The following is a 23,470-nucleotide window of genomic DNA, read 5'->3' as shown; positions in this document are numbered from 1 at the left end:
AGAGCCTTGACGGTAAAGCCAATGACGGTAAAATTAGGCATTGCACAATCCCAGATGCGCCCATTCGTCTCCTCCTATGCTCACAGACATCGCGCTTAAGAAGCTGAAATCAAAAGATAGAATGTACAAAGTCACTGATCGTGACGGTATGTACGCGACCGTGGCTCCCACAGGGCAGATATCGTTCCGATACGACTACCGAGTGAATGGTCGGCGAGAGACAGTGACGCTGGGCCGCTATGGTGAGGGAGGCATCTCGCTAGCAGAGGCGCGTGACCGTTGTCTTGCCGCACGAAAAATGGTGGCAGCCGGAAAATCACCAGCCAAGGAAAAACAGCGTGACAAGAGGCGCCTGGCTGAGACGGGCACGTTCGGCGATGCCGGCAGAAGATGGTTTAAAGAGGTGAAGATGGCGGACAGCACGCGCTCCATGCGCAAAGCCGTCTTCGATCGAGATATCTTGCCGATTTGGGACAAAAGGCTCCTCACAGAAATAACATCGGACGATTTGCGGGCGCTGTGCGCAAAGGTGCGGGACCGTGGCGCACCAGCAACCGCCATTCATGTCCGGGATATTGTTAAGCAGGTCTATGGTTATGCCATTCTGCACGGCGAGAAGATCGCCAATCCGGCGGACGAGGTAGGGCCATCTTCGATAGCCACCTTCGAGGCGAAAGACCGGGCGTTGTCACCCGTAGAAATTCGAATCATGCTGAAACAGTTGGAGAATGTGCCGACTTTGCCGACCATTCGGCTGGGTCTAAAGCTGATCCTGCTCACGATGGTTCGGAAGAGTGAGCTTCTGGACGCGACGTGGGATGAGGTCGGCTTCGAGAACGCGGTATGGAGCATTCCCAAAGAGCGAATGAAGCGGAAGAAGCCACATAACGTCTACCTGTCCCGCCAGTCCCTCGACATCATGATTGCGCTCAAGACTTGCGCTGCGAACTCTCGATACGTGCTTCCATCTCGCTATGACGCCGACGAACCCATGTCGCGCGCGACCTTCAATCGGATTACGATGGCGATTGTGGACCGCGCAAAACAACAAAATCTGCCGCTTGCTCCCTTTACGGTGCATGATCTACGGCGGACCGGCTCCACGCTCCTAAACGAGATCGGATTCAATCGCGACTGGATCGAAAAATGCCTTGCGCACGAAGACAGTCGCTCCTCCCGCGGCGTCTATAACAAGGCTGAATACGAACCGCAGCGGCGCCACATGCTGCAGGAATGGGCCGACATGATTGAAGCGTGGGCGGCTGGCAATAAACACGCACCCAAACTGCAGCCGATTTCCGGGGCAGCCATCATCCTCGATCCTATTTGACGGGCCTCGTCTTCCGCGACCGCACGTCTGGTCCCGGGGCCAGTTCGATCGAACCAGAAAAGGACGCGTTCCGCCGTTCCTGAATCCAGGCTTCGACTTCTCCCAGGTCCCAAACGACGCAGCGGGGGGTCAAATTGAACCGTCGGGGGAACTCGCCTCGTTGTTCCATTTCATAAATGGTCGTGTCCGATAACGGGACGATTTCTCGCAATTGCGACCGGCGAACAGTTCGCACGACCTGTCGCGCCTCAATGTGCGGTAGAACCGGAAGGGAGCTGTCCGCTGGCGCGGCCTCTTTGCCTTGGCAGCTTTCGCATTGAGTTGGCTTATGCCGTTTGACCATGTGCATACCGAAGGGCTCCATCGGATCAAAGATCGTGCATCTGCTCCAATCCAGGTATAGCTCTCAACTACGATCCCATGGTCTCCTTGACCAGCAGGCGAGCTTTGGAGGGATCATGATAGCGAGTCTGGAATCTTCTATCGCCATCTCGCCAGCTCATCTTCCGCACCATACGGACGCCAACAAGCCCCCTCAGCCGTATCTCCTGCACGTCGACTCTCGCCGCTTGCAGCGCCCACAAACCGAGTGCACACGGGCAATTGCAGCCCGAATGGCCGCCCCTTCGGATGACTCCGTTCGGAAGTGCTTTCGGGATGCGAACTGGCGAGCCACCCCACGCCCGAGTTTCTACGATGTTGTGCCGTACCTCTAGCTCTTCCAGGTCAAAGGACGTACTAGAAGGACAGCAATACTGACTTATTTGCTTGTGCTTTCTTACTCACAGAACGGGAATCTCTGTTTACTTGCGAAACAAGTTCTGCATAAAAAAGAGGCAGGCGCCGATTCGGCAGCCTGCCTCTGTCTCTACGCGTACTCGCGGTAAATGTGGCGCCGAGTGGACGAACAAAGACCGCGAGTCCGCTCCCTAGCAGGTCGGTAGCTAGCGTCCTGAGGCTTCATTGGCAAGCCACAGGAGTAAAGACTAATGGCGAAGAATCCTCCCCTTCGGCCTGGTCAACCCGCTCCACGGTCAGGTCAGTACGAAATTACTGGCCCACGTGGCGGCAAAGGACCGGAAAGAACAGTGACTCGCAATGAGCCACTGCCGCCGACTCCGTCAAAGGGATCCACTTACAAGCTTGTGGATCCGACCAAGCACGGAAAATAAAGTGACGGCGGGCTTCGGCCCGCCGGTTTCACGATCAGCTGAGGGGCGAAATGGTTAAGAAGATTGAAGTTGTTAAAAGGCCTGCCGGTGACGGGAAAACTCGCACTGGCGCAACCAACAAAACAAAATCTCTGAGTACCGATCACTACAAAGCGCGGCTGGGCGTGAAAAGCGGCGGGACGAAGTCTTGAGCCTATTTGGCCGGTCTCTTCACAGTGATCGGCTTTCCTCTTGGCTTGGTTGGCATCGTACTAGTTTTATACCAAATGCGAACCGACAAATTGTCAGCCTCGGCAGGAGCCGTGGCTACACTACACGAGAATATTCGCGTACGGATCGACATGTTGTCCCGCTTAGAGCCGACTCTCGGCGATAGCGAAAACCCTGAATGGAACGGTGCCTTTCGCGATCTCCTAAACGATCTGGAAGTAGCTTGCGCCACCTACCTAGATAGCCAATTCAGCGGTAGGACTGGCTGGCCGAATTCCTCATTCACGACATGTTGAAGTTGTTCCAAGATGATGAGTCGCTACGGGAGCATCTAAGGGCTGCAATCCACGATCCAGATACATTCGCTAACATCAGGGATTTTTTAGCTCTGGAGAAATAGATGGAGGGTGACCCCAGGGCCATCAGAGCTGGTAGGCGACACCGAGCCGTCTACGACATCCTCTTGCGTCGCGCTCTAGCGTTAACCCCAAGCCATCGGTGACGCTATATGCCACCTTCCGGCGCATCCAACCCAGTGTGCTGTTTGGCGCAGTTGATCGGAACAAGAGAGAGCAAATCGGGTCTGAAGACGGTTCCATCGCGTCTCTAGGTTCGGCAATTGTCCCACACGTCCAAAATCGCGCGATTGCTTGAGCAGGCAGCCCGTCCCGCCGGCTTTCACAAATATTGAGGCCTAGCCGGGCATGAAACCTTTTATTCACAAATTTCAAAAGCGACCGGTTTTTTTCTTGCGACTGCCATTGCGTAGGTTCTATGTGTTTCGTTCTGCATGGGGGTGTAGTTGTCTGACGTCGAAAAATCGGTCTTCCAGAGCGATCTGCCTCTGAGGGAGAAACTCGAGCGTGCCAGGATGGAGCTGCTCGACCTTTCCGCGCGCAATCGGCTTTTGAACGTGCCGCGGTTTTCCAAGAGCGCGAAGACGATCGACATCGTCGATGAGAAGTCGTCCGAGATTTATCGGTTGCTGGTGAACGAAGGCAAGGCCTTTACCTTCCTCGCCGGCAAGCCCGATAGACCGAAGGCAGGCCAAGAAGCCGCCGCGGATGACGAGATTGACTACTCGCCCATTTCCCTGGCTCAGCCAGAGGACGATGGGGTCGACGATCGGGGGATCCCGGCGCGACATTCAGACACCAAGCTGCAGACGCGGATGACTCCCACCGGCTTACAACGCCGGCTTCTTGATCTCTACCACGATGCCAGGACGCTAGAAGAGGAGCAGGGCGTTAACGTCCTTTTTCTGGCGCTCGGAATGCTGAAGTGGGTTGACCGGAACAACAAGGAAAACATCCGTCAAGCACCGCTCATTTTGGTACCGGTTCGTCTCGAGCGAGGAACGGCCGGAGAGAAGTTCCGGTTACGCGCGAGGCCTGAGGATCAGAGCGCGAATCTCTCTCTCGAACTCTATCTCGATCGGATGCACAAGCTCGCCATGCCGAGCTTCGATGCTGGAGACGACTTCGACGCCTCAAAGTACCTCGATGCCGTGGCCGCAGCGATCTCAACCAAAGAGGGTTGGGAGGTGCTCCGGGACGACATGGTGCTGGGGTTCTTCTCGTTCGCGAAGTTTTTGATGTACCGGGACCTTGATCCCGAAATCTGGCCCGATGGCACCAAGATCATCGAACAGCCGAAGATCCGCTCGCTCCTTTCTGACGGCTTTGAAGCACGCGAGCCGCTGATCTCTGACGATATCGCGATCGATCCGCACATTGCGCCTGCGGAGATGTTGCATATCGTCGACAGCGACAGTTCCCAGACGCTCGCGATCCATGATGTCAGGAAGGGGCGCGACCTTGTGATCCAAGGTCCTCCCGGCACAGGCAAATCGCAGACGATTGCAAACGTTATCGCGTCGGCCGTGGCCGACGGAAAAACCGTCCTTTTCGTAGCCGAAAAAATGGCCGCGCTGGAGGTCGTTAAGCGTCGGCTCGACAATGCCGGGGTAGGGGACGCTTGCCTGGAACTCCACAGCAACAAGGCGAACAAGCGCATGATGCTGGAGGAGCTGCGCCGCACCTGGCAGCTCGGATCACCCCGAGGCCAATTTCCGTCTGCGCTCACCGACCAGTTGTTGCAGGCGCGAGATAAACTCAATGCGCATGCCGACCGGATGCATGTACCGTTTGGCGCATCCGCCCTGACGCCGTACCAGGTGTTCGGCCAGTTAACCCGGCTCAGGCAGAGCGGGCAAAAACCCGTTGATATCGAACTCGCGGGTGCCACCGATTGGACGAGTGAGGGCGTCTCGTCACGCCGGAAGTTGCTCGACGAGGTCTCTCAGCGGATAAACGAAATCGGGCTACCCATCCACCATCCCTGGAGAGGGGTTGGCCTGGATGTCGTACTGCCGACCACCGTCGAACGGTTTATCCCACGGATATCATCCTTGCTGGATCTAGCGAAGGCCGTACAGGCTAAACTGATTGACATTGCCGCGCGGATCGAGGCCGAGCCTCCGCGAATTCTGAGCGACAGCGGCGAGATAGAAGATCGCGCGGAACTTCTTGCTTCCGCACCAGAGCTGCCCGCCGACGCGTTGGTCTCGCCGGCGTGGGACGACCAGCCGAAGGAAATCGCGTCGGTCCTTTGGACAGGATCGGATTTCGCCCGCAAATTCGAAGACGTTTCTCGGCATTTGGCGGCGACGGCGATCGACACCCCAATTGACGATCTCGATACCGAGCTTGCGAAACTGCCATCGGAATTTCCGAAAGACGGCTTTGTCCGCGCGCACCATCTGGCCGTTCTGCTCCCGCGATTGCGGGATGAAGCGGAGCGGTTGAACCAGGAGCTGGGGTCAACGGTTGTACCGGATACGCTGGCAGGGCTCGTTAGACTAATCGTGACGGGGGAGAGAGTTGCGGCCGCCCCTGACGCAAGTCCGGAAGCGTTTGCTGCGACCGTGTGGGACTCAGGACTTGAACAAGCAGCAGATCTTGCCGAGAGCGTCGCAACGCTTGAGGCGGTTCAAGCAGAACTGAAGGGCAAGGTTGTCGACGCTGCCTGGAGCACGGACGTAGCACCGACAAGGCAGGCTCTCGCAACCCATACCGGACTGTTGAAGGCACTGAGCGGCGACTACCGTCGCGCCAAAGCACTTGTGCGATCCCTTCTGGTTGATTCCAACGCGCCGTCGACCGAGATCGTGCGTCTCCTAGACGTATTGATTAAGGGACAAGCGGCGGCCTCGAGGGTCCGTGATGGCGACACCTTTGGTCGTTCCGCCTTCGGAGCAGATTGGCGCCGGGAAAAATCGTCGTCGGCACCGCTCCTGGCGCTAGTGGAATGGATGCGCACACTGAGGGGGCTTGGCTCGGAACCGCGTCTTATCGCTGGGCGGATGGCCGAACGCTCCGAAGCGGGCGCGCGTGCGCTCCGGGTTCGCAAGGTGATCGATATCGGCCGGCCGATGATCGAGGGCTTCTGGAATGATCTCGGTCACCTCGCGCCGTCCATGCTGGATGACGTGGCTTCCGCAGAAAGAGCTTCACTGCAGCTGATGGAAGTGAAGGCGCGCTCCGTGGCACAAGCGGATGAAGCGTCTAGAGAGCTTCTGGCCACCGTGCCCGATCAGTTGTCGCATCGGCTGGAGCTCGTAAGACGCCTGCGCGCCCTACAGACGCTTGCTCAAGAGATCGATGCCGCTCACGCCCTTGGCACGTCAGCATTCGGTTCGTCTTGGCTCGGGCGAGGATCCAACTGGGCCGCGCTTACGCAGGCCGAGCTCTGGCTGAAAAATAATAGCGCACTTCGCCACCTTGTCGCCCGTTTGAGTGACAGGGTCGAGATTGCGAAATCAGCTCGTGCAACGCGAGAAGCGACCCAAGCCGCGGCGCTGCAATTCAGGGCGGTTGCAGAGGATTTGAAAGCAGACGCTTCGTCGTTGTTTGGAGTAGGCGATTTCTCCGACGTCGTGATACCCGAGTTGATTGCTCGATTGCAGGGCTGGGTCGAGCATCACGAACAGCTCTCGAAATGGGTTGCCTACGAAGAACGATCCGATACTGCCCGAAAGGCCGGATTAGGGCAGTTGATAGACGGCCTGGCCAACGGCCAGATTCCAACCGCATTGGCGCGGTCGGTTTTCGATATGGCCTATTACGAGAAAATGCTGACGGCGATGGCTTATAGAGAGCCGGAGCTAGGGAGGTTCGACGGCGAGCTCCATTCCAGAGCTGTCCGCGACTTTGCTGATTTGGACCGACAAAGGATCAAGGCTGGCGCCATCGAGGTCGTGACCGCACATCATCGGAAGATACCTCCAAGAGATGGCGGAGCTGGGCCTGTCGGATTGCTTCGATCTGAGATGGCTCGCAAGAGGGGCCATATGCCTGTCCGGCAGTTGATGCTCAAGGCAGGGCCTGCTGTCCAAGCGCTGAAGCCGGTGTTCATGATGAGCCCGCTTTCGGTGGCACAGTTTTTGTCGCCCGGTCGGATGTCGTTCGACCTCTTAGTTATGGACGAAGCGTCTCAGATCCAGCCGGTGGATGCGCTCGGCGCAATTGCCAGGGCGAACCAGGTGGTTGTCGTTGGCGATGAACGGCAACTGCCGCCGACCACATTTTTCGCGAAGATGACGGGCTCGCAGTCTGAAGATGACGACGGAGAGGGTGCACAGGTCGCTGATATCGAGAGCATCCTCGGGCTTTTCATGGCTCGTGGTTTGCCGCAGCGGATGCTTCGCTGGCACTACCGCAGTCGTCATCAATCGCTGATTGCCGTGTCGAATAGCCAGTTCTACGAGAACCGGCTCTTCATTGTGCCGAGCCCCTACACCCAGGAGGCCGGCATGGGGCTGCGATTCCATCACGTGCCGGACGGGGTGTTCGATTCAGGAGGGACCGGAACGAACCCGATCGAGGCGCGAGCTGTAGCAGAAGCGATCATCCGTCATGCGAAGTCGAATCCGCAGGAGTCTCTGGGCGTTGCGACTTTCTCTGTTAGCCAGCGTCGTGCGATCCAAGATGAGCTTGAAGCGCTGCGGCGACTGAATACCGACACGGAAGACTTCTTCCACGCCCATCCGAGCGAGCCGTTTTTCGTCAAGAACCTGGAGAACGTTCAAGGCGACGAGCGGGATGTAATCATTATCTCGGTAGGGTACGCGAAGAATGCCCAGGGCTATATGGCCATGCGCTTCGGCCCACTCGGTTCGGAAGGCGGTGAGCGTCGCCTCAACGTCCTCATAAGCCGGGCCAAGCGTGCCTGTGAGGTGTACGCGTCGATAACAGATGAGGACATCGACCTTGAGCGCGGAAAGGGCAAGGGGGTGTTCGCCTTCAAGCTCTTTTTGCACTACGCGAGGACCGGGCGTATCTCGCTCGCCCAGACGACGACCCGGGAGATGGATTCAATCTTTGAAGAACAGGTAGCCAACGCATTGATTGAACGAGGCTATCAGGTCCATGCGCAAGTCGGTATCGCGGGCTTCTTCATCGATCTGGCGGTTGCTGATCCGGAGCGGCCAGGGCGCTACCTACTAGGCATCGAATGCGACGGCGCTGAGTATCATTCGTCGCGCTCTGCCAGAGATCGGGATCGGCTGCGTCAGGCTGTCCTGGAAGACCATGGCTGGATCATACATCGCATTTGGAGCGCTGATTGGTTCCAACGGCCGCGCGAACAGCTCGAGCGGACAGTGACAGCGATTGATGCTGCGACAAGAGAACTCGCTGAACGAGCAGAGTTGGGAAACCAGAGAAGCCGTGCCGCAGCCGTACAAGTCGTAACCGTCGACCGAGGTAATGTCACCGAAATCGGCTTGGAAACCGCCAACGGAACGGCGGCACCAGATCGGACCTACTCGGAAGCCCATATACAGAGACCGCTCGGCCAGTTTGAACTTCACGAGACGCCCACCGGTCTTCTGGCTGGGCTGGTCGAGCAGGTCGTGGCTGCGGAGTCGCCAATCCATCTCGATGAGGTGGTATCGCGTATTCGGCTTGCGTGGGGCCTGCAGCGGGCCGGCGGTAGAATTCAGGACGCGATTGAACGCAGCCTTATTGTCGCCGAAGCACGGGGAGCGGTGGCACGGCGGGGCGACTTCTGCTTTAAGCCCGGCGCCCCTATTCAGCTACGGGACCGCAGCGGTGTCATGTCCCCTGGATTGCGTAAGCCCGAAATGATCTCATCGGAAGAAGTTGCCCAAGGAGCCATTGAGGTGGTGAGATCCAATCTCGGCGCGACGGAGGACGAAATTGGACCGAGCATCGCGAGGATGCTGGGCTTCAAAGCCACAAGCGCTCAATTGAGGCAATTGATTTCAACGGCGGTCGCCGCTGCTGTCGCCAAGGGATCGTTGCGGTATCAAGACGGGCTGCTGATAGACGGCGCGAACGCTCAGTAAGAAATCAGCGAAATGTGAGGGTGGGCTTAATCGCCCTCGCTAAATCAGAGCGAACCTGGGACGAACCCTGTCCTTGGCTGGAGACTGAATGGCATTTCGATTTGTTCACACGGCCGACATCCATCTCGATTCACCGCTGCGTTGTCAGCGAGTTGTTACGCTAGTTTCGATTGAGTTGACGCCAGAGAATCCAAATTGCGAATCGTATTTTTCAGCTGAACAACTAGACTTGCTCACCCGCAGATGGGCCGGTAGAAGTAAATGGTACTGTTCTCGCCAATGGATGGTCCGCCGAACATGGGCGCGAATCTCCATGTCTACAAGGGCCTAGAAGGATGAGGGTTTAGGTGCATTATAATCTTGGAACTGTCTATTATTCCACTTCCAAATAGGTAAGTGTAGCGAAGGTCAAGGCGCAGCTGGACATGACGCTCCGTGAGGAGACTTCTGCCATCGTGCGTCACGATGGCGACTGTCCACCACCGCCCGCCGAAACTTGCCGCTGGCGCAAGATGGCTGTCCGAACTTTTCGGCGGAACCCGCCAGGCGTTGCGAGTGCTGGTTGGCTAGAGCAACGAATCGCATTTTAGGGTGGGCATTATGTTCAGACGTATTTCAAGCATCAAGGATTTCGGTGTCTTCAACAACTTCACCGGAGGTACCTTACCGGAGTTCGCGCCCTTCAATCTGATTTACGGCTGGAATTACTCAGGAAAGACAACGCTATCGCGTGTGTTTCGCTGCCTGGAAGATGGCGCACTCCATCCGGATTATCCCAACGCGCGCTTTGACGTGGTGCACGCTGACGGCACACAGTACGATCATGCCTTTGCAACGCCCTGCAACGTACGTGTGTTCAATGAGGATTTCCGTAAAGCACATCTTCGTTGGGATGATACCGACGGTCTCAATCCTATCCTCCTGCTCGGTGCCGAAAATATCGAACGACGCGATAACCTCGTACAGAAGCAAATGCAGCGTGCGCAACTCGACGATCAGCGTAAGGCAGCCGTCGCTGAGGCCAAGAGACTTGATGACAGAATCAGTAAGGCTGAAACGGATTGTGCCAGCCAGATCGTGAACGAGCTTCCGGTCGGCCGTTTCAACAGGACTAACCTGCGTCCCATAATCAGTGCTTGGAATGGCACGATGCCCGATGCCCTACCTCCCGAGCAGGTTCAGGCAGCACGCGGCAAAGTGAGTGCCGAGCAGAAGGATGTTCTGCCCGATCTTTCGATTGTCACGCACTCCATCAACCAACTCTGGCGCGACGGCATTGCTCTCCTGAGCGACCAGATCGACTCATCTGCCACGATCGCGCGTCTTCTGGAACACCCGGATATTGCAACATGGGTTGAACATGGGCGACATCTGCATGACGGCAAGTCGCACTGTGAATTCTGCGAAGGAGAACTCACTATCGCGCGCAAGGCGGCACTCAACGCCCACTTTTCCGATGCGTTTGATGATCTCAAGAAGCGGATCACCACAACGATTGATGAACTTACTGGGCAACGGATGGAGTTTGCCGGTGCCGCCTATCCCCTATCAGGCTTTTATGCGGATCTGCACGCTGAACATATACAGGCTGGTCGCGAGTTGGCACTCGCTAGAGACGGCTTCAACGGTGCCATACAGGCGCTCATCGATGCCCTGAAGAAAAAGCAGAGAAATCCGTTCGACATTGTGCAGGCACCGGACGGCGAACCACAATCCGATCCACTCGCTGCGGCAGCGAGGCGTTTTCAGGCCCTGATAGACGAGAACAATGATCGCACCCGTCGGTTCAACTCCGCGCGCAACGACGCTGTTGCCATGCTAAAGGATCATTACGCAGCCGACGCGATGCGCCGGATCGATCGGTTTGCACTTGAGGTCCGAATTGGTGCTCAGAAGAAAGCTGTAACGGACTCTGAAGCGGCCCTTGTTGTCCTTGATCTGGAGATCGCCAACCTTCAGGCGGAACTCTCAAACGCGACCAAAGGTGCGGAAGCCATCAACGAGACCCTTCGGCGATTTTTCGGGAAAGCCGATATTCAGGTTAAAGTCACTGATAGCGACCGTTTTCAGCTGATGCGCGGCGAAGCACCTGCCCGAAACTTGAGCGAAGGCGAGCGTACCGCGATCGCCTTCTGTTACTTCATCACCAAGCTCCTCGAAAACGGAAACAATCTCTCGCAGACCATCGTCTATATCGACGATCCGATATCGAGCCTTGACGCGCACCATCTTCTGCACGTTTGCGCATTCATCAGAACCATATTTTACCGGTTCAACGAAGGGGCGCCCAAACCCGCCAGGCATGAATGTCTGGCCAGGCAACTGTTCATCTCGACCCACAGCCATGAGTTTTTCAATCTCATGCTGGATTGGATGAGGAAGATGAGTGATCAGATGTATCGGACATATCTCGTTGAGCGGACGGACGCGAATGGCCTTGTCGCTTCGAAGATTATTCCATGCCCTGACAGCATTCAGAAATATCGCTCCGAGTACCTCTACATCTTTCACCAGATTGCCGGCTACGCCGAGAACCCCCAGAACGATCATCAGATCATCTTCAATCTCGGCAACATGGCGAGGAGATTCATCGAAGGGTACGCTTCGTTCAAGTTCCTCGAGCACGTTAACATAGATAGCAGTATTGATCGTCTCATCACCGATCCGGTTGATGCTGAGCGCGCCCGCAAATTTATGCATTTCTATTCTCACACGCTTTCGCGAAGTGCCGGAATGCGTTTACCAGACATGAGTGAGGCGCAATCAATCGTTACATTAATCCTGGATGCCGTGCGGAACCACGACCCCGTTCATTACGGTTCGCTTGAAGCAACACGCTGACACTCTTCAGGAGCCTGGGTGACTGGCGTTGCCGAACGACCAGTCGCCTGTGAGCGAATGGCAGTTATCAGCTGCAGTCGCTCCGATAGCGGACGGTCTGCAGTCGTGACAGAGGCGACCTTCGCGATCAGCTTGAGGAGATGGTCTTCTGATGCCGCGAAAGGAGCCATTGGACGGATCATTTGAGCGGCAGCAGTGGCGGAACCATACGGAACGATACGGGAAGGTTCATGGATAGGTGCCCACGAAAAAGTCAACAGAAGCAACGATGTAATTCGCCCTCCACGCCCATCAAAACGGCCGCGTAAGTGGCTGATTTTTAGGTTTTTCCAGAAGAGGCCCACAACGTGGACTCGAACGCCCTCGTTCTGACCAAGCACTCCTTGGTCGCACGTCCGCTACACTGGGCTGATTTCGGGGTATTTTCCGGGCTCGAACTGGCCAATCCAATCAGGTGACCTGGATGGTCGCCCTCAGCCTAAGTCGCACCCGTAAGCTGCCATCCGTTCGTCCTGCATAATTGTAAGCGCGTAGGCATCCCCACGTAGCGTGCAGTCGGTTGATCGCTCATTTTCAGCATGAATCATGCGGAGAATCCTGTGAGCGACAGTATGAGCCATCATCGAACATTCGAGATTTTGACGGCGGAGCCTGTGCCGACCCGACGCAAGCCGCGCCATCGGTCGGACGAAGAGAAGGCACGGCTTGTCGCCGAAGCGTTCTCGCCAGGGGGCAATGTGTCGGCGGTTGCGCGTTCCGAGGGGCTGGACCCCTCGCAGCTCTATGCGTGGCGCCGCAAGGCGCTTTCGTCGGGCATGGTTGCGCCACTGACGGAGGGAGCGAGCAAGCCGGCGAAGTTCACGCGCTTTGATGCGATGGGCAGCGACATGGTGGAAATCGTCATTGGCGATGCCGTGGTGCGCGCCGGCGGCGATGTTGATCCCGATCGCCTGGTGAGGATCATCCGCGCGGTTCGCAAGGCATGATCGCTTCCGGTGTGGTGGTTTACGTGTCGTGCCAGCCGGTCGACTTCCGCAAGGGCGCGGCATCTTTGATGGCGCTGGTCAGGGATGGCGGCCTGGACCCGTTCTCGGGGGCGCTTCACGTATTCCGTTCGAAGCGGGCGGACCGGGTTCGCATCGTGTGGTGGGACGGCAGCGGGGTTTGTCTTTATTCGAAGACTCTGGAAGATCACAGCTTCTGCTGGTCTGCGATATCGGCCGCGCGCATGCGTCTCGACCACGCCCAGTTGATGGCGCTTCTGGCCGGACTGGACTGGAAAAAGATCCGTCCGGCCAGGGTCAGGCGGCCGTTATCGACGGGCTGAAACCGGCCTGCGGCAAGATGAATCATGCGGCTGGAACGGTTGGGAAAGCGGCTGTTTTTGTGCTCTGTTGCTTGCCATGGTTCTACCGGGTCTTGCCCTTCCCGACGACGTTGATGCGCTGAAGGCGATGATCCTTTCCATGGCTCGCGAGCAGGCTGCAAGCGAGGCCCAGATCGCAGTCGCCGAAGTTCGGATCGCAGCATCTGAGGCGGAGGTCGCCCGGCTGAAAGCTGTCGAGAAAAGCGCCAACGAGCGGATCGCCAATCTCACGTCGATCCTGAAAGTTTTACAGCGCACGCAACATGGCACGCGTTCCGAGCGGCTACGCCTGGCAATCGACGACGAGCAGGCCTCCTTTGCCTTCGAAGAGGTCGAGACCGGCCTTTCGGAAATCCGGAGCGAACTCGACCGCGCGGTCGGGAACAAGCCGAAGCGCCCCCCGCGTCCGCGCAAGGGCTTTGCTGCCCACCTCGAACGCATCGAGGAGGTCGTCGAGCCGGAAATCCCGGGCGACTGCGAGGGGCTGGAAAAGGTTCTGATCGGCGAGGACCGCTCCGAGCGGCTGGACGTCGTGCCGCCGAAGTTCCGGGTCATCGTCACGCGCCGTCCCAAATACGCTTTCCGGGGCCGTGACGGCGTGGTCCAGGCTCTGGCGCCGGCGCACATCGTTGAAAGCGGCCTGCCGACGGAGCGGCTGCTCGCCTACATCGCCGTGTCGAAATACGCCGACGGCCTTCCGCTTTACCGGCAGGAGGCCATCTATCTGCGCGATGGCGTTGAAGTCAGCCGGTCGTTGATGGCGCAGTGGATGGGGCATCTGGGCTTCGAGTTGCAGATGCTCGCCGATTACATCCTCGAGCGCGTCAAGGAGGGCGGAAGGGTCTTCGCCGACGAGACGACCTTGCCCACCCTTGCCCCCGGTTCCGGGAAAACCACGAAAGCCTGGCTATGGGCCTACGCACGGGATGATCGACCCTATGGCGGAACCAGTCCGCCAATGGTTGCCTATCGTTTTGAAGACAGCAGAGGCGCAGATTGTGTGGCGCGCCACCTCGCCGGGTTCAGCGGTATCCTGCAAGTGGATGGCTACTCGGCCTATACCAACCTGGTCAAGGCACGGGCCAAAGCCGGCAGCAATGAAACAATCCGGCTCGCCGGGTGCTGGGCTCACCTGCGGCGCAAATTCTGCGACCTGCACATCAGCGGGGTCTCGCAGGCCGCGACGGATTCGATCATCGCCATGACCGAATTGTGGAAGGTCGAGGACGAGGTTCGTGGCAAGGATGCCGGAAGCCGCGCCGCGCTCCGTCAGGAAAAGTCCGTGGCCATTGTCGCGAGCCTCTTCGATCTATGGGAAGCGGAACTGGGCAAGGTCTCGGGGAAGTCCAAAACCGCCGAGGCGATCCGCTACGCGCTCACCCGGCGGGAGGCGCTGGAACGCTTTCTGATGGACGGTCGCATCGAAATCGACTCCAATATCGTCGAGCGTGCAATCAGGCCCCAGACGATCACGCGAAAGAATAGTCTATTCGCCGGCAGCCACGGCGGTGGACGAACCTGGGCGACGGTAGCCACCTTGCTGCAAACCTGCAAAATGAACAGCGTCGATCCGCTCGATTGGCTCTCGCAGACCTTGACCCGCATCGCTCAAGGCTGGCCGGCATCCGAAATCGAAATGCTCATGCCTTGGAACTTTAGGCCTGACGTTATCGGCTGACCGCTTACGCATAATTGCGGTCGTTCTGCGGTGCAGGAACGTCGGGCTTGCAAACGTGTCGACGCGAAGTAGACCGATGCTTGCGTCCGCCTCAACAGCCAGGTCCCTTCTTCCGCCTCGCCTTTGCCGCACCGGTGATTAGGCTGCTTCTGGAGAGCGAATCATCGCTCGATCATGGATTGGGCCTGCGGAAGCCAACACAATGAACGACGTGGCGTCTCAGATCACGGCCTCGCTTGCCATCGACCTTGACGCGAGAACGCCGGGCCGGCGCGCGATCGCCGGCTTTCTGGTTCAGATATTGCGGAGCGTTCACCTCGGCCTCGAGACGAGCATCGCGCTTTCGCCCGTGGACGGCAGCGCCCAGATGATTTTGCATCTCGAACCCACCAGCGGCGGGGACCATAGGCTTCTTCGCGGACCACGCGACATCGTCGAACAGGTGAAGATGCGCACCGGCCGGGGTAAATGGTCGAGCAGTGAGGTCGCCTCAAAGGTGTTTCCCGACTTGCTGCGTGCGGTTCATGTCGCTACCGACCAGACATTTCGCTTCGTCACCAACAATGGGGCCGGCCTTGCCACGCTTCAGGGCTACATCGCGTCGCGCGGGCGGGCCACTGGCAAACCACATCGATGGGGCTCTGAACGCCTGACGACGGCTGAGTTTGAGCAACGCCTCGCGAGATTTGCTGGCCTAGACCAGGTTACTGCCGAGTTGCGCCATCTGCTCGATCGGCTTGAAATCCGGGTATTCGATCCAGCGGCGGCCCAAGACGAGATCGACAAAGTGCTTACCCCGCTCATCGAGCCGGGCGAGCACGTGAGTGACAAGCGCCACCAGCTGATTGGCCAATTGATGATGCTCGCAACGAACGGGGCAAAGCTGTCGTCCGCGGACCTGCTCGCCCTCGTTAGTCCGCGGGCGCATCGCCTGCTTGCCCATATCCAGTCCTTGCCGACGCTGCTCGGCCATCATCTCCAAGAGGATGCCCGCCTCATCGGCTACGCCGGCGAACTACAGGTGCGTCGAGCTCTGCCCGATGTCGTGGCCGATCTCGCCGTCCTCTCGGGCGAGTCCGGACAGGGTAAGACTTGGTCACTCGCACAACTCGCCTTCGAGCAGATCGATCGCGGCGAGCTCGCGATCCTCATGCGCGCGCCCGCGACAATCGAGGAGGTTCTCGACTTCATCAGGGGGCGGATCTGGCAACCGGCGCATCTGGATCGCGCGGCAATCGCGGTCATGGCCAAAAGCCTGCGCGGGGCGCTCCGTCGTGCCGACGGGACGTGGCTCACCCTCTATGTCGATGACGTGCAAGATCGGGCCTTCGCGGAGCGCCTCGCGCGAGCCAGGTGGCACGAGCACGGTGTGCGCATCGTCATCTCGGCCCAGCCGCGGATTACCGAGGCGATCCGCTCGGTTCGCCAGGATTTGCAGATCATTGAGATCGGCAATTTCCGGAGTGCGGAACTGCGCCGCTTCCTAACCGTACATGGGCGTGCCACGGCACTGGAGACGATGCCTGACGATGTTTTCGAACTGCTTCTGAAGCCGGTGCACGCTAGCATTTTCGTTCAGTTACCGAAACGCGATGCCTGGGCGGGCGTGTCCGAGTATCAGCTGTTCAACGCCTATTGGGACTACGCGAGCCTGGATGCCCGCGAGCAATTCGACCATCCCAGCGACCGATACTGCCTGAGGTCGCTGGCCGGCCAACTCCTGACAGGGCAAAGCCACTATCCTTGGCGTATCGGCGAGCTGCGGGCCGCAGGGCTCGACGATCCCGCAATCCTGCGCCTTGAGCAGGTCGGGCTTTTACGGCGCGTGGTTGCCGACCGCGTCGCTTTCGCCGCGGACCGGATGCTCAACTGGGCGGCCGCGGAATTTTTGGTCGACACAATACTGCAGGATGGATTGGCTCCGACGGAAGCCGAGGCCCGTTTTGCCTCGATCGACGTCCTGCGAACCAAGAGTGGCGAAGCGATCGGCACGCGTCTTAGCTACGTCTACTTCGACGCATTATGGCTGCTCGCTGGCCTGAGCGAGCCCGAATTCGTTGCCATGCTCGTTCGCGAGCATGTCGCGCGGACGCCACCGGAAGTGCATGCCGAGGATCAGTGGACAAACGGCTTCGGCAGCCTGGGCCCGCGCATCCTTCCCGCCCTGGAATATCTCGCCGCTCACGAGCTCGATGGACACGGTATTTCGGAAATCCTGAGGGATCTTCCATTCGCCCTCGCCGCCATCGCGGTCGCGGATGCTCGGCCCGTCGAGGACCTGATCGAGCGCCAGATCACGTCGGGCGTTGAGCACCGCGTCGACATCGGATTGCGCGCGGCCTCCGTGGTGCCCGCTCCGAGAGCGCTTGACTCGATCTGGGGCGAGCACCTTGCGCGCACGGCCACCTACGACCAGGCCGCAACCACATCGGACGTCGAGGCACGGTCGCTCGCGATTATCCGGCGGGAGTTGAGTTCCGATGCACTGAGCATAGCCGTTGCCGTGGCCCCGGGGTGGCTCGACAAGAAGCTGGCCGCCGAAACGGACGTAACGGCGATCGACCAGCTGTTGTGGCGGCTCAAGGATGAGAAATCGGTTGACGGTGACACGGCGTCGGCGATCTGGAACAGACATCGCGATCGGTTGGTGGCGCTGGTGCCGTCCTCAAGCGCCGCGCTCATAGAGGCGATTGGCCATTTCCGGGAGACGTCCTTGAGTACGGTGCTCGACGCGGCGGCGACCGATACGCAGGAGTGGATGCCAGAGCGCATCTTGCGAAGCCGCGCACGGCTAGCACCAGGCGATGCCATGCGGCAACTGGCGGAGGGCAGCGACCTCTACGGCTGGAAAGCCTCCAATTGGTGGTTCGACTTACTGGCAGCGGCCGATCCGAAGGGCCTCGCTAACGCGATCCGCATGCGTGCGAGCAGGAGCGACGATCCACCGACCGAGCTCATTTTCTATTACCGCAACAGACCCGAGGCGATGAATGCCGAAACGCTCGACGAAGTACTCGACGCTTTCACCGAAAGGCTCCGTGTCTTCAACGGGACTGGAGATCCCAACCGGGAGGAGGGGCGACTGCATCACCCCTTGGACTTCCTTCCTCGCCTTTGCGAACCTTGGCAATTCGACAGACTGAGAAGTCGTGCCGGCACGGCGCTCGAGGCCGAACTGCTGACGTTCGCTGCACGGCGCCGCGGCCGCATAGATATGACGCGCGATATCACCGGCGGCCATTGCGAACGCATTCTGGCGATGATCGCCGGGGTGGGGTTCGATGACTTGGTCGTGGCCGAGCTCGCAAGACCGAGTACCTTTGGTCGCCAAGATGGATACGTCGCCGCCCGCTGGTCTGAGGCCCACGCGGTCGTGAGGTCGCTGTCGGAGGCTCCGGGCGACCCCGACGCCCAGTCCGTTGGCCAGGTCCTGCACATGGAAGCGCTCGCCGTCCACGGTTGCGACTCGCACATTGAAAGCATGATTCGTAGCGGCTCCCCCATCTATTTGAACGCTGCGGAGATGCGCTCGTCGAACGGCCGGGACACCTCGGCGCTCCGCCTGCGCATCATGGGTCTCCTCACAACTGGCGACGCACAATCTCTCGACACTGCCGCAGCTCTGACGAGCTTCCTCCGAGCCGCAGAGAATGCGTCCCGCCTGGTCGCGACCTTCCTGGAACCAGGGACCTCCCGCCAAATCAGACTCAGGATACTGGCCTCGTTTCGCGCGCTGGGCTTCTACACGCCCGGACTGCTTCCGCTGGCGCGCGAGATGATTGCCGGGCAGATCCACCAGGAAGCGCACCTCGTCGCTACCTACCTCGGCGAACACGGAGATGAAGATGCCCGGCGCGCCGTTATTGACTGGCTGTCGGAGCAGGACATAGGGAGTTCATCATGGTCGCGCCAAGGTTACCTGCGTCCACTCATCGACCATCCAGAGGGCAGGGCTGCGGTCGTCAGCTTCCTGCGGCGCTCGCGGACCAACGGGCACATGATCGTTGACGGAGGGCTGTTGCGACTGCTCGCCGAGGCGGGCGACAGCCGGGCTCGAGACGAGCTACTGCGGGCGGCCTACCGCCACTCGGGTTTTGATCGCGGGAACGCGATCGCGGCCATTCGCTATTTGCGGAACGAGGATCCGGAGGAAGCCTATTTCGCCGCGCAACGCTTGCTCACGCGCCACAAGGTACCAGCTGCCGCCGACCTGATGCTTGAGATCGACCCAGATCGCGCCGGCCCGGAACTCCTGAACCGCTACCCGGACGCGAAGCCTTCCCTTCGCCTGCAGCTCGAGCGGCGCCTTCGCGTACATCTGGGGGGCGACAGACTGGCAGCGCTGCTTGCTCCGCTGGCGAGCTCGCAGCGCTCAAAGGACCAAGTCTTGGCGGCTCAGGTAGCCGCGGTCATCCCTTCAGCTGTGATGGTACCTTGGCTTGACCAGCTCGCGGCCGAAACTCTGCCGGCCGTAAGCGATGCCGCTCGTGTGGCGCTCCGTCAACGTCGCCTTGAAACGGCTGCGTTATTGCATCGCGGTCGGCTGCTCGATTCGCCGAAGCCGATCCAGTGGGCTCGCTTGGTAAAAATCATGGAAATCGTCGATCCTTATTATCTCTGGGCGCGCAACGATCCGGTCAGCCTCAAGGATGTGTTTGAGGCGCTCCCGTATGAGTTTGTCGTCGAGGCCCGCCAGCTTCGTTCGCGACTTCTCAAGGATCGGGAGAACGCGGCTTCCAGGGCGGACAAGGATCGTTGACGTGCCGCGAGCACGGTTGGGTGCAGCTCGGCGAAGATTGGTCCCATGTCTGAACGCAGGACAAATCGAAGGCGGAGAGACGATACAGTATTTTAGCGAGTGGATAGAGTGGAAAGACAGAAAGAAAAGCAAATATGCGTTGATTGTTCATGTCTCGCCGCGCATTATCGAGCTGGGTGGGGACATGACGAAATTTTCGAACATTACTGAATGCGAATGTGTGGTGAAGATCCCGCCGCAGTTCGAGAAATACGCCGATGCCGCGATGCTTCGGCTGCAGGCCCTCTATCCAAACTGCCGCCTTGAGTGGAAAGGCGGTACGATATCAATAGGCTCATCAGCAGGTATTGAAGACCAGCTTCGAAAAGATGTTTTGTACGCCGTCTACCGCGAGAAAATATACGCGCAAACCTTGTCCACGCGTGAAGCGCTGGTCGCCGCGGTGACACGCCGATGAACGTATGGCCATTGAAGTTCCGCGAGATGTCGGACGGTTCGGTGCTGTTCTCCGATGACGCAGGCGAGTTCTTCAAGTCCAGCCACGGCTTCCTGGACCGGTACGCCACCGACAACCTGTCCCCCGCCGATGAGACCTTCCTGAAAGAGGGAAATCACGGCTTCGACAAGGAGTTCGACCTTCGCTGGACATCGTTTGCCTACAGGTGGGCGAGGCGCCAGTCGAGGCCGACGAGAATGAACTACGTCATCCTCGTGCCGACGCTCCGCTGCAATCTTGCCTGCGGCTATTGCCAGGTTTCCCGCGCTCCCGAAACGGCCCGCGGGTTCGATTGGTCGCCCGAAACCCTCGCTGGTGTCCTCTCTTTTCTCGACAGTCTGGAAGGTCCCGACATCAAGATCGAATTCCAGGGTGGCGAGCCCCTGCTTCGGGTCGACATACTGGAAGCCGTCCGCGATTTCTGCCGGGAAAAGTTCTCCCAATGCCAGTTCGTCGTCTGCACCAACCTGCAGCGACTGGATACGCGCGAATGGGCGTTCCTGGATGCCGACGACACCGTCATCAGCACGTCCCTTGACGGAGACCGGGTAACGCACGAGCGCCAGCGCACGCATGGAAGCGAGGTCACCGGCGCCTTCTTTCGAAATCTCGAGGCAGCCGTTTCCCGCTATCCGAAGGGCAAAATCTCAGCATTGCCGACGGTGGACGTCGACAACCCACCGGACTTCGAGGCGCTGCTAGACAACTACGAACGCTATGGAGTCCGGTCCGTCTACCTTCGCCCGATAAACCACCAAGGATTCGCGCGAAAGATTCAACAGGGCGACAATGTCCTTGCGCGTTGGAATCGCCTTCATTGCGAATTCATCGACCTGCTGATCGCTCGCAACCGTCGCACTGGACGCTTTATGGAGGAATACTACTTCAGCCAGTGCCTGAAGCGTGTGCTCCGCTTAAACGCCGACAACCACGTCGACATACGCAACCCGAATTTCTTCGCCTCGGACTATGTCGTGATAGACCACGACGGCCGCTTCTACCCGACCGACGAGGCGCGCATGCTATCCAGGATCGGCCGTATCGATCTCAGCATTGGCGATGTCGGTACGGGAATCGACCGGGCAAAGGTAGACGTTCTCAATTCGGGGGCACTCAACCATTTCGATCCGGATTGCATCCATTGCGCCTATCAGCCGTTCTGCGGCACTGACGTGATCGACGATATCTCCCGGTATGGCCGGATCGACGTTCCGCGGCCTGACACATGGTTCTGCGGCCGACACCTGTCGCTCTTCGACAAGGTTTTTGAGCTCCTCTACCGAAACGACGAGCCGACGCGCGCCTCGCTGGCCGCCTGGCTCGGCGTTGCCGGGTGCACCGGCGACCTGGCGCCGGTGCACCCATGATACCCTTGCGCATCAAGGTGGAAGCTAACGCCGACCAGCCTTTCGTGGTCCGGCTTCGCTCGTTTGAGTTCGCGGTCGGCGAGCAAAGCACTGAACAAATGAACCCTTTCGAGGTCGCGCTGGAGCGCGTCGGCCCGGAAGGGGCTGATTACGTCGGCGAGGGCGGTCCGATACGAATCCTTGGCATCGATCCTTCCAAGGTCGATGGAGACGTGTTGCTCGTGAACCCGAGGCGTGGAACTGCGGATCGCCTTATCCGTAGTGCGTCGCAACACAACACCTTCCTGGTTACCGAGCGGTGCGACCAGGTTTGCTTGATGTGCTCCCAGCCGCCCAAGAACCACCATGTCGACCTATTCCCGCATTTCGAGACTGCGGCGTTGCTTGCGCCGGAAGGTGCGACGATCGGGATCTCCGGTGGGGAGCCGACGCTTTTCAAAACTCAGCTGTTCCGATTTCTAGAAAGGGTGCTTTTGGCGCGCCCGGACCTTTCCTTCCACGTCCTGACCAATGGCCAGCATTTCGATCTGGATGACTGGGAGGCAATGAGTCGTATCGATCGGGGAAGGGTGGTCTGGGGGATCCCTCTCTATTCCTGCGATCCCGCTGTTCATGACGAGATCGTCGGGAAGACCGGCGCGCACGCCCAACTGCTGGAGAACCTGGCGCTCATGTGCCGCCTGGGTGCCCAGGTAGAGCTCCGCACCGTGCTGATGCGTCCGAATGCGGATTGGCTGCCTCTACTGGCAAGATTCATCATCTCCACTCTGCCGTTCATCCGGACATGGGCAGTCATGCAGATGGAGAACATCGGCTTCGGCCGAATGAACTGGAAGACGCTCTTCTACGACAGTTCGGAAGGCTTCGATGTCGTCAGCCGTTCCATCGATCTCGTGCGGAGCCGGGGAATAGATGCCTGGCTCTACAATTTCCCACTCTGCACGGTACCGGAGCCATACCGCCATCTGGCGCCGGCTACGATCTCCGACTGGAAGCGTGCCTACCGAGAGGAGTGTGACGGATGCTCGTTGAAGGCTAGGTGCGGGGGGTTTTTCGAGTGGCATCCAGCTAACCACGGATACAGCAATTTGGGGGCTATCCAATGAAGAAGCGGCTTTTCGCGATACCGTCGCTGCTCGCGGCGGGATTCTTGCCCGCCAACGCACAAGCGCTGCCGACCAAGCCAACGTTGGACGGCGACCTTGGAAGGACGAAGTCTCTCTTCGATATTTTCAAGCTCGACCACCTGTACACGCTGGCCGGACATCGGAGCCATAGCAGCCATAGTTCACATTCGAGCCACCGGTCGTCGTCGGGCGGTTATTCCTACATCCCGCCGGCACCAAGCGAACGGATCCCGGCCTATAACGCGCCGTCAACACCCGCACCGACCTACCAGGCGCCCGCTATCGCGCCGGCGCCGGCACCGCTGAAGACACTCCCAGGCAATGCCTACAAGTTCAAGGACATCGTCCAAGAGGTCCAGTTCGCGTTGCTCGCGTTCGGCTATTACAGCGGCGAGATAGACGGCGAGATGAATCCGGAGCTGAGGGCCGGGCTACTGCGCATGCAGGCGGACTACTCTTTGAAGGTAACCGGCACGATTACGCCCGAGACGCTGACTGCGCTAAGGATAGAGGCCAGATGACATGCTGGGCGCAATAGAACGTGGGCAGGTCTATTGCGAAACCGTGAACCCACACTGCTTCTGTTCTATCTCAATCTGCTTCGTAATGCGAATGTCGTCCTGCGCGTAGGAAATTGACGGCCTGAGTATGCAGAAGCTGACCGTCCGCTTGCGTGCCCATTTCCGGCGTTCTAGACCCTGTCTCCGAACGTTCGCGAACGAGGTTAGCTACGGTCGGCTGTTTGGCGTCGCGG

Annotated in this window: 12 protein-coding genes; 11 read left to right on the top strand and 1 reads right to left on the bottom strand. The window is 58.9% G+C overall.

Annotated features, from left to right (window positions below; translation table 11 throughout):
• The first annotated feature begins 76 nt into the window (after positions 1-76).
• Positions 77-1,330 (top strand): tyrosine-type recombinase/integrase, encoded by a 1,254-nt coding sequence (locus EH240_RS21845; protein ID WP_125002472.1) that lies wholly within the window; start codon positions 77-79, stop codon positions 1,328-1,330.
• On the opposite strand, the gene EH240_RS21840 is transcribed toward EH240_RS21845, so the two are convergent.
• Entirely contained in the window at positions 1,323-1,673 is a 351-nt protein-coding gene (locus tag EH240_RS21840; RefSeq protein WP_425374822.1) for a helix-turn-helix transcriptional regulator, read from the bottom strand. The two genes, EH240_RS21845 and EH240_RS21840, sit on opposite strands and share 8 nt — an antisense overlap.
• A 1,841-nt stretch (positions 1,674-3,514) precedes the next feature.
• On the opposite strand from EH240_RS21840, the gene EH240_RS21830 reads away from it, so the two are divergent.
• The 10 genes from EH240_RS21830 to hxsA all read left to right on the top strand — a co-directional run bounded on the left by EH240_RS21830 (position 3,515) and on the right by hxsA (position 23,237).
• On the top strand, positions 3,515-9,082 hold the full coding sequence (locus tag EH240_RS21830; protein WP_125002470.1) for a DUF3320 domain-containing protein: 5,568 nt from the start codon (positions 3,515-3,517) through the stop codon (positions 9,080-9,082).
• Positions 9,083-9,682: 600 nt separating this feature from the next.
• Positions 9,683-11,923: an AAA family ATPase gene (locus EH240_RS21825; RefSeq protein ID WP_125002468.1), complete on the top strand. Its 2,241-nt coding sequence runs from the start codon at positions 9,683-9,685 to the stop codon at positions 11,921-11,923.
• Positions 11,924-12,522: 599 nt separating this feature from the next.
• Entirely contained in the window at positions 12,523-12,909 is a 387-nt protein-coding gene (locus EH240_RS21820) for a transposase (protein WP_125002467.1), read from the top strand.
• Positions 12,906-13,250, top strand: coding sequence for an IS66 family insertion sequence element accessory protein TnpB (gene tnpB / locus EH240_RS21815; RefSeq protein WP_023693549.1), 345 nt, complete (start codon positions 12,906-12,908; stop codon positions 13,248-13,250). The genes EH240_RS21820 and tnpB overlap by 4 nt, the downstream gene beginning before the upstream one ends.
• A 76-nt stretch (positions 13,251-13,326) precedes the next feature.
• Complete coding sequence (tnpC, locus tag EH240_RS21810; protein WP_125002465.1) at positions 13,327-14,967, top strand: IS66 family transposase; 1,641 nt, start codon at positions 13,327-13,329, stop codon at positions 14,965-14,967.
• 202 nt (positions 14,968-15,169) lie between these two features.
• Entirely contained in the window at positions 15,170-19,726 is a 4,557-nt protein-coding gene (locus EH240_RS21805) for an NACHT domain-containing protein (protein WP_125002463.1), read from the top strand.
• Position 19,727: 1 nt separating this feature from the next.
• Positions 19,728-20,183, top strand: a complete 456-nt coding sequence (locus EH240_RS21800; RefSeq protein WP_167484104.1) for a hypothetical protein — start codon at positions 19,728-19,730, stop codon at positions 20,181-20,183.
• On the top strand, positions 20,180-21,589 hold the full coding sequence (gene hxsB / locus EH240_RS21795) for a His-Xaa-Ser system radical SAM maturase HxsB (protein WP_125002459.1): 1,410 nt from the start codon (positions 20,180-20,182) through the stop codon (positions 21,587-21,589). The genes EH240_RS21800 and hxsB overlap by 4 nt, the downstream gene beginning before the upstream one ends.
• A complete protein-coding gene (gene hxsC / locus EH240_RS21790) occupies positions 21,586-22,695 on the top strand; it encodes a His-Xaa-Ser system radical SAM maturase HxsC (protein ID WP_125002457.1) in 1,110 nt (369 codons plus the stop codon). The genes hxsB and hxsC overlap by 4 nt, the downstream gene beginning before the upstream one ends.
• Positions 22,692-23,237 carry a His-Xaa-Ser repeat protein HxsA gene (hxsA, locus tag EH240_RS21785; RefSeq protein WP_125002455.1) on the top strand — a complete coding sequence of 182 codons (546 nt, stop codon included), beginning with the start codon at positions 22,692-22,694 and terminating at the stop codon, positions 23,235-23,237. The genes hxsC and hxsA overlap by 4 nt, the downstream gene beginning before the upstream one ends.
• Positions 23,238-23,470: the final 233 nt, after the last annotated feature.

It is taken from the genome of Mesorhizobium tamadayense (assembly GCF_003863365.1).
Taxonomy (GTDB): domain Bacteria; phylum Pseudomonadota; class Alphaproteobacteria; order Rhizobiales; family Rhizobiaceae; genus Mesorhizobium; species Mesorhizobium tamadayense.
Note: the sequence above shows the minus strand (reverse complement) of the source record. Positions and strands in the feature narration are given on the sequence as shown.